The 7,603-nt window shown below is 67.7% G+C and carries 8 protein-coding genes; 5 read left to right on the top strand and 3 right to left on the bottom strand.

Features of this window, described 5'->3' with window-relative positions:
- Both JWQ91_RS15945 and JWQ91_RS15950 read right to left on the bottom strand, forming a co-directional pair.
- On the bottom strand, nucleotides 1-1,607 hold a 1,607-nt coding region (locus tag JWQ91_RS15945; protein WP_297786408.1), incomplete at its 3' end, for a 5'-3' exonuclease H3TH domain-containing protein.
- Between the two features lie 10 nt (nucleotides 1,608-1,617).
- Nucleotides 1,618-2,259, bottom strand: coding sequence for a GNAT family N-acetyltransferase (locus JWQ91_RS15950; protein ID WP_297786411.1), 642 nt, complete (start codon nucleotides 2,257-2,259; stop codon nucleotides 1,618-1,620).
- Nucleotides 2,260-2,378: 119 nt separating this feature from the next.
- Between JWQ91_RS15950 and JWQ91_RS15955 the strand changes: the two genes are divergently transcribed.
- The 5 genes from JWQ91_RS15955 (at nucleotide 2,379) to JWQ91_RS15975 (ending at nucleotide 7,310) form a co-directional block, all read left to right on the top strand.
- Nucleotides 2,379-3,125, top strand: coding sequence for a DUF554 domain-containing protein (locus JWQ91_RS15955; protein ID WP_297786414.1), 747 nt, complete (start codon nucleotides 2,379-2,381; stop codon nucleotides 3,123-3,125).
- Between the two features lie 276 nt (nucleotides 3,126-3,401).
- Nucleotides 3,402-4,613 (top strand): branched-chain amino acid ABC transporter permease, encoded by a 1,212-nt coding sequence (locus JWQ91_RS15960; RefSeq protein ID WP_297786417.1) that lies wholly within the window; start codon nucleotides 3,402-3,404, stop codon nucleotides 4,611-4,613.
- A gap of 9 nt (nucleotides 4,614-4,622) precedes the next feature.
- Entirely contained in the window at nucleotides 4,623-5,618 is a 996-nt protein-coding gene (locus JWQ91_RS15965) for a branched-chain amino acid ABC transporter permease (protein WP_297786420.1), read from the top strand.
- Nucleotides 5,608-6,528 (top strand): ABC transporter ATP-binding protein, encoded by a 921-nt coding sequence (locus JWQ91_RS15970; protein ID WP_297786422.1) that lies wholly within the window; start codon nucleotides 5,608-5,610, stop codon nucleotides 6,526-6,528. Before JWQ91_RS15965 ends, JWQ91_RS15970 begins: the two co-directional genes overlap by 11 nt.
- Nucleotides 6,525-7,310: an ABC transporter ATP-binding protein gene (locus JWQ91_RS15975; RefSeq protein WP_297786425.1), complete on the top strand. Its 786-nt coding sequence runs from the start codon at nucleotides 6,525-6,527 to the stop codon at nucleotides 7,308-7,310. Before JWQ91_RS15970 ends, JWQ91_RS15975 begins: the two co-directional genes overlap by 4 nt.
- Here JWQ91_RS15975 and JWQ91_RS15980 read toward each other — a convergent pair.
- A partial coding sequence (locus tag JWQ91_RS15980; protein ID WP_297786428.1) for an FAD-dependent oxidoreductase occupies nucleotides 7,307-7,603 on the bottom strand: 297 nt, incomplete at its 5' end. The two genes, JWQ91_RS15975 and JWQ91_RS15980, sit on opposite strands and share 4 nt — an antisense overlap.

A 7,603-nucleotide genomic window follows, 5' to 3' on the forward strand; every position in this document is an offset into this window, starting at 1 on the left:
TTGATCTCCTTGCCGATCGCGGCGAACGCCTCGGAGGCCGCGTTCTGGGCGCGCCCGGCGAACTCCGACTCCAGCTCGACCAAATGGTCGTCGTCGATCGCGATGCCGGTGCGCTCCATCCGCGCGAGCGTCGCCACCAGGGGCAGCTCGACGTCGTGGATCAGGCGGGTCCCGCTGGCCTGCTCGACCTCCTCGTCCAGCACGACCGCGAGGTCGAGCGTCGCCCGCGCGCGCAGCATGCCGGACTCGGCACCCAGGTTGTCGGTGTCGAGCGTCAGCTGGCCCGAGTTCTCGGCCTCGTCGCGCAGCTCGCGCTTGAGGTAGCGGACCGACAGGTCGGCCAGGTCGTACGAGCGCTGGTCCGGCTTGACGACGTAGGCCGACAGCGCCGTGTCGGCCGCGATCCCGGCGATGGGCCAGCCGCGGGACGTCAGGGCCAGCATCGGCCCCTTGGCGTCGTGCAGCACCTTGGGGCGATCGGCGTCGGCGAGCCAGGCCGCGATCGCGGTGTCGTCCTCGGGGGTGATGTCGTCGGTCGGGATCCAGGCCGCGGCCTCGTCCGATGCGATCGCCAGGCCGACGACGTCTCCCGTCCCGCGTCCCCACGAGCCCTGCACGTGCAGGCCGAGTCGCTGGCCGCCGGCCGAGTGCTCCGCCAACCAGGCCGCGACGGCGCCGGGCTCGAGCACCGCGCCCTCGAGGTCGAAGCCTTCCTCGGCCTGCGGCTCCACGTCGCCGAACGCCTCGAACAGGCGCACGCGCAGTGCGTTGAACTCCAGCGCGTCGAACACCGTGTGGATCGCCTCGCGGTCCCAGACCGTGTCGAACGCCAGGTCGGCCGGTCCGGCGGGCAGGTCGAGATCACGGATCAGGGCGTTGATGCTGCGGTTGCGGATGACGTCGTCGAGGTGCGCGCGCATCGACTCGCCGGCCTTGCCAGGGATCTGGTCGACCTTGGCGATGATCTCATCGAGGGAGCCGAACTGGCCGAGCCACTTGGCCGCGGTCTTGGGTCCCACCCCGGGCACGCCGGGCAGGTTGTCGCTGGTCTCCCCGACCATCGCGGCGATGTCGGGATAGTTGACCGGCGCGACGCCGTACTTCTCCTGCACCGCGGTCGGTGTCATGCGCGCCAGGTCGGAGACGCCCTTGCGCGGGTAGAGGACCGTCGTCGTCTCGGTGACGAGCTGCAGCGCGTCACGGTCGCCAGTGCAGATCAGCACCTCCATGCCCGTGGACTCGGCCCGGGTCGCGAGGGTCCCGATGATGTCGTCGGCCTCGAAGCCGTCCTTCTCGAACGTCACGATGTGCAGCGCGTCGAGGATCTGCTTGATCAGCGGGATCTGGCCCGTGAACTCCTGCGGCGACTTCGCCCGGTTGCCCTTGTAGTCGGGGTACTGCTCGAGCCTGAACGTCTGACGCGACACGTCGAACGCGACGGCGACGTGCGTCGGCTTCTCGTCGCGCAGCACGTTGATGAGCATCGACGTGAAGCCGAAGACGGCGTTGGTGTGTTGGCCCGTCGTCGTCGAGAAGTTGTCGACGGGGAGGGCGAAGAAGGCACGGTACGCGACGGAATGGCCGTCGATCAGCAGGAGGCGGTCCACCGGACCGACTCTAGTCGTCCGCTCCGACAGCGGGTGCCCGCCCGGGGCGGACGCTGCGCAGGTGGCCCTGGCGGCGGCGCAGCGTGCGACGCACGGCGATGAGCTTGCCCGTGTCGCGCGAGTTGGTGGCCTTGGTCGTCAGACGCGATCGCAGCTTGCTGGCCTGGATGGCCCGCAGGACAGCGATCTGGTTGAAGCCGATCTTGGTCAGATAGCGGTGCGGCTCGCGCGAGTGCACCGGGATCGCCGCGACGACGATCTCGCAGTTGTGCTCCTCGCCGTAGGTCGCGGCGGCCGACAACAAGGTCATCGCGACGGACTTGCGGCGGAAGCGTGGGGACACCTGGATCTCGGTGACGATCAGGATCCGGGTCAGGTTGATCGGGGTGAGGGTGCTGACGTCGCACACCGTCGCGCCGACGATCTCCCCGTCGACGATCGCCACGATGATGCGCTTGTCGGGCCGGCTGAGCGACAGGTCGAGGGCCGCTGCCGCCTCGACGACCCCGGGCTCGCGCCACAGCGCCTGCTGCGTGAACGCCTCGGAACCCTCGTCCTGGCTCGCTCCCGCACACTCGCTCCACAGCGCGATCAGGGCGCTCGCGTCCTCGCGATCAGCGTCTCGCAGGACGATGTGGGGTCGGGCCGACATACCGTTCCTGTTCTCTCGTCCGGGGCGCGCACGACCGGTGGGGGGCAGAAATGACACACTACGCGCTGGGCCGGTCGGTGTGACCCGGTTGAACACTCAATTGCCGAGGGAGACCCTACATGTTCATCGGATTCGGCACCGTGACGAATGTCGTGGCGGTCGTCGCCGGGTCCGGCCTGGGCCTCCTGATCGGCCATCGGCTCAGCATCCACGTACGCACGACCGTCACGTCGGCCCTCGGCCTGGTGACCCTGCTGATCGCGGCCCAGTCCGCGATGGCCGTCTCCGAGCGCGACCTCAGCGACGCCGTCGGTGACAGCGCCCCGATGCTGATCGTCCTCGGCGCCCTCGTCGGCGGCGGCATCATCGGCGCCCAGCTGCGGCTGGAGGAGCGGCTCGAGACGTTCGGCGGCTGGCTGCAGTCCCGGTTGACCCGCGGCGACGGCGACGCCGGACGTGACCGGTTCATCGAGGGGTTCGTCATCAGCTCCCTGGTGTTCTGCATCGGTCCGCTGACGATCCTGGGGTCGATCAACGAGGGCCTGGGCAACGGGTCGGACCAGCTCCTGCTCAAGTCGAGCCTCGACGCGTTCGCCGCCCTGGCGTTCGCCGCCTCGTTCGGCATCGGCGTGATGGCCTCGGCGGTGTCGGTCGCCGTCCTGCAGGGCTCGCTGACGGTGCTCGGCGCGTTGCTGGGGTCGTTCCTGCCGGACGCGCACCTGGTGGCCCTGACCGCGACGGGCGGGCTCATCCTCGTCGGCGTCGCCCTGCGGCTGTTGGACATCAAGAACATCCCGGTCGCCGATCTGCTGCCGGCCCTCGTCATCGCGCCGATCCTGTGCCAGATCGCCGTCGCGGTGCACTGACCCCGCGTCCGGCGGATCGAAACCCAACTGTTACCTCATTCGTCCCTCAGACCACGCCGGTGAGTCCGTCATGTGGCTATAGTCCAGAGACCAACAAGCACCATTTTCCGGTAAGCCGACAGGAGTACATGCGTGCGATTGCGACTCGCGGCCCTACTCGCGGCAGTGCTGGGGATCTTCATTCTCCTGCCCTCCGCTTCGGCCTCGGCCGAGACAACGCCCACCCCTGCTCCTTCTCCTTCGGCCGGCGGTGAGACGCCCGAGCAGAATCCCATCGTGGAGGGCGCCAACATCACCGTGACCCTCAAGGACCTCAACGGCGGCAAGGGTGAGCCCAAGCCGATTCCCGGTGCCACCATCACGGTCCTCAAGGACAGCAAGACCGGTGAGGAGCTCGGCAGCCAGGTCACCGACCAGACCGGACGCATCAGCATCGGCATCCCCGGCAACGGCACCTACGTCGTCGAGCTCGATCCCAAGACCCTGCCATCCGGCGTCACGCTCAGTGGCCGCGGCGAGACGACCAAGACCGTGGAGGTCAAGCTCGCCTCGTCCAACTTCGTGACGTTCCCGATCGGCGCCCGCGTCATCGAGAAGGCGTCCAAGGCCAGCGAGATCGTCGACGGCACCCGTGACGGCCTCAAGACCGGCCTGCTGATCGCCCTCGCGGCGCTCGGCCTGTCGCTGATCTTCGGCACGACCGGCCTGACGAACTTCGCCCACGGCGAGCTCATCACGCTCGGCGCGATCCTCACGTACATCTTCAACCGCGGGGTGGGGCTACCCGTGATCCTCGCCGGTGTCATGGCGGTGCTCGCATCCGCGTTGTTCGGCTACCTGCAGGACCGCGGCCTGTGGCGGCCACTGCGCCATCGCGGCACGGGCCTCATCGCGATGATGATCGTCTCGATCGGCCTGGCGCTGCTGATGCGCAGCATCTTCCAGTACGGCTTCGGTGGCTCGACCCGGACGCTGTCGGAGTACGTCACCCAGCCGCGCAACAGCTACGGCCCGATCGACCTGTCCAACAAGGAGATCGCGATCTTCGCGGTCTCGATCTTCGCGATCGGCGTCACCTGCGTCGCCCTGATGCGTACCCGGCTCGGCAAGGCCATGCGGGCGGTCTCGGACAACCCGGCACTCTCGGCGTCGTCGGGCATGCGGGTCGACGGTGTCATCTCCTCGGTCTGGATCCTCGGCACGGCGCTGACCGGCCTGGCCGGCGTGCTGCTCGCGGTCCAGCAGCAGGTCAACTTCAACATGGGCTTCAACCTGCTGCTGCTGGTCTTCGCCGGCGTCACGCTGGGCGGACTCGGCACGATCTGGGGAGCCCTCGTCGGCTCGCTGATCATCGGCCTGATGGTCGAGCTCGGGCCCGTGTTCGGCGTCCCCGCATCGATCAAGGAGGTCGGCGCGCTGGTCGTGCTGATCCTGATCCTGCTCGTCAGGCCGCAAGGCATCCTTGGCAAAGCCCAGAGAATCGGATAGGGCGAGAACATGGACTTCGGAACCATTATCGACGCCGCATTCTCCGCGGCTCTCGGCCCTCAGGCCATCGTGTTCGCCCTCGCCGCGATCGGCGTCAACGTGCACTTCGGCTACACGGGACTGCTCAACTTCGGCCAGGCCGGCTTCATGTCGATCGCGGCCTTCGGCCTGGCGGTCACGGTCGTCACGTGGGACATGCCGTTCTGGCTGGGCCTGGTCGTCGGCATGATCGCCGCCGTCGTGCTGGCCCTGGTCCTCGGCGTCCCGACGCTGCGACTGCGGGCGGACTACCTCGCGATCGTGACGATCGCGACGTCGGAGATCCTCCGGCTGGTGTTCGGCGCGGTCGAGTTCAAGGACACGTTCGGCGGCTCCAACGGCCTGACCGGCTTCGTCCGCCCCTACCAGCGGCTCAACCCGTACGACGACGGCCTGAGTCTCGGCGTCGTCTCGTTCAGCCGCAACGACCTGTGGTCGATCACGGTCGGATGGACGCTCGTCGCGATCTGCTGCATCATCGTCTGGGCGCTCATGCGCAGCCCCTGGGGCCGCGTCCTGAAGTCGATCCGCGAGGACGAGGACGCCGTGCGGTCGCTCGGCAAGAACGTCTTCGCCTACAAGATGCAGGCGCTGGTCCTCGGTGGTGTCTTCGGTGGCATCGCCGGCATCTTCCACATCCTCAAGCAGGGGTCGGCGGTGCCGACGGACTTCAACACGACGTTCACCTTCTATGCGTACGCCGCCCTGCTGATCGGTGGTGCGGCCCGTGTCCTCGGTCCGGTCGTCGGCTCGATGATCTTCTGGTTCCTCATCGCCGGCATCGGCTCGTTCTTCAGCGAGGCCACCAAGGGCTCCAACCCGGTGATCCCCGACTGGATCATGGAGCCCGACCAAGCAAGCCTCATCCGCCTGATCCTTCTGGGACTGGGTCTCATGCTGCTGATGATCTTCCGACCCCAGGGGATCTTCGGCGATCGAAGGGAGATCGCAATCGATGGCCGCTGAACTCAGTGAGGCCCGCGCTGCGCTGGCCGGAGTGTCCAACGAGCCGGGTGCCTCCAAGCCCGACCCGATCGTCACGGGCACCAACATCACCCGGACGTTCGGCGGCCTCAAGGCCGTCGACGTCGACAAGATCGAGATCCAGCGCGGTGTCATCACCGCCCTGATCGGTCCCAACGGCGCCGGCAAGACGACGCTGTTCAACCTGCTGACCGGCTTCGACGAGCCCGACGCCGGCGAGTGGTCGTTCAACGGCAAGGCGCTGGCGAAGGTCCCTGCCTACAAGGTCGCCCGACTCGGCATGGTGCGCACGTTCCAGCTCACCAAGGTGCTCTCGAAGCTCACCGTGATCGAGAACATGCGACTCGGCGCGACGGGACAGCGCGGCGAGAAGTTCTTCTCCGCCGCGTTCAAGTCGCTGTGGAGCTCGCAGGAGGACACCAACACGGTCCGTGCCGACGACCTGCTGGAGCGCTTCAAGCTCGACGAGAAGCGCGAGGACTTCGCCGGCTCGCTGTCGGGCGGACAGCGCAAGCTGCTCGAGATGGCGCGTGCACTGATGGTCGACCCCGAGCTGATCATGCTCGACGAGCCCATGGCCGGCGTCAACCCGGCCCTCAAGCAGTCCCTGCTGGGCCACGTGAAGTCGCTACGCGACGAGGGCCGTACGGTCCTGTTCGTGGAGCACGACATGGACATGGTCCGCGACATCTCCGACTGGGTCATCGTCATGGCGCAGGGGCAGATCGTCGCTGAAGGGACTCCGCAGTCGGTGATGGCCGACCAACGGGTCATCGACGCCTACCTGGGCGCCCACCACGACACCGACATCACCGAGATCGACCTCGCCGAGCTCGAGCAGCAGGCAGAGGCCGAGCTCGCCGGCGAAGCCACCGAGGAGACACCGTCATGACCGACTCCCCCGCCACCACGACGTCGGAACGTGAGAAGCACCTCGCCAACGCCGACGGCGCCGTCCTGCGCGCCGACAACCTGACCGCCGGCTACCTGCCGGGGGTCAACATCCTCAACGGCGCCGACCTGTACTGCCAGCCCGGCGAGCTGGTCGGCATCATCGGCCCCAACGGAGCCGGCAAGTCGACGCTGCTCAAGGCGCTGTTCGGCCTGGTCAAGATCCACGAGGGCAGCGTGAGGCTGAAGGGTGACGAGATCACCAACCAGCGCGCCGACCAGCTCGTGACCAAGGGCATCGGCTTCGTGCCGCAGACCGAGAACGTCTTCCCGAGCCTCACGATCGAGGAGAACCTCGAGATGGGCTGCTACCAGGACCCCAAGCGGTTCAACGAGCGCTTCGGGTTCGTCACGGACCTGTTCCCGCGGCTCGGCGAACGTCGCAAGCAGCGGGCCGGGCAGCTCTCCGGTGGCGAGCGCCAGATGGTGGCGATGGGCCGGGCGCTCATGATGGACCCGTCGGTGCTCCTGCTCGACGAGCCCTCCGCCGGCCTGTCCCCCGTCCTCCAGGACGAGGTCTTCGTGCAGACCCGCAACATCAACAAGGCGGGTGTCTCGGTCATCATGGTCGAGCAGAACGCTCGCCGCTGCCTGCAGATCTGCGACCGCGGCTACGTCCTGGACCACGGCACCAACGCCTACTCCGGCACCGGCAAGTCGCTGGTCAACGATCCCAAGGTCATCGAGCTCTACTTGGGGACTCTCGGCCAGCAGGACAGCTAGGCCCGAGCGCTCAGCTCCTCGAGCGCCGCGACGATGTAGATCGGGCCCACGTTCTTGTTCTGGTCTGGCCCGAAACGGAACAGGCCACCCAGGTCGTAGCTCGTGGCGTACGCACCGCGGGTCCACTCCTCCCAGGCGAAGTCCGACTCGTAGACCTCCGGTGTCAGCGCCCGCTCGCCCAGGAAGGCGGCGAGGCACTGCAGGACGACGGCCTTGCGCTCCTCCCGCGGCAGCTCGAACATGGCGTCGGCGTCGAGGTCGGAGATGAAGCCGACCAGGGTCCCGGTGGACTC

Origin of the sequence: Aeromicrobium sp., assembly GCF_025965075.1 — a bacterium.
Lineage (GTDB): Bacteria > Actinomycetota > Actinomycetes > Propionibacteriales > Nocardioidaceae > Aeromicrobium.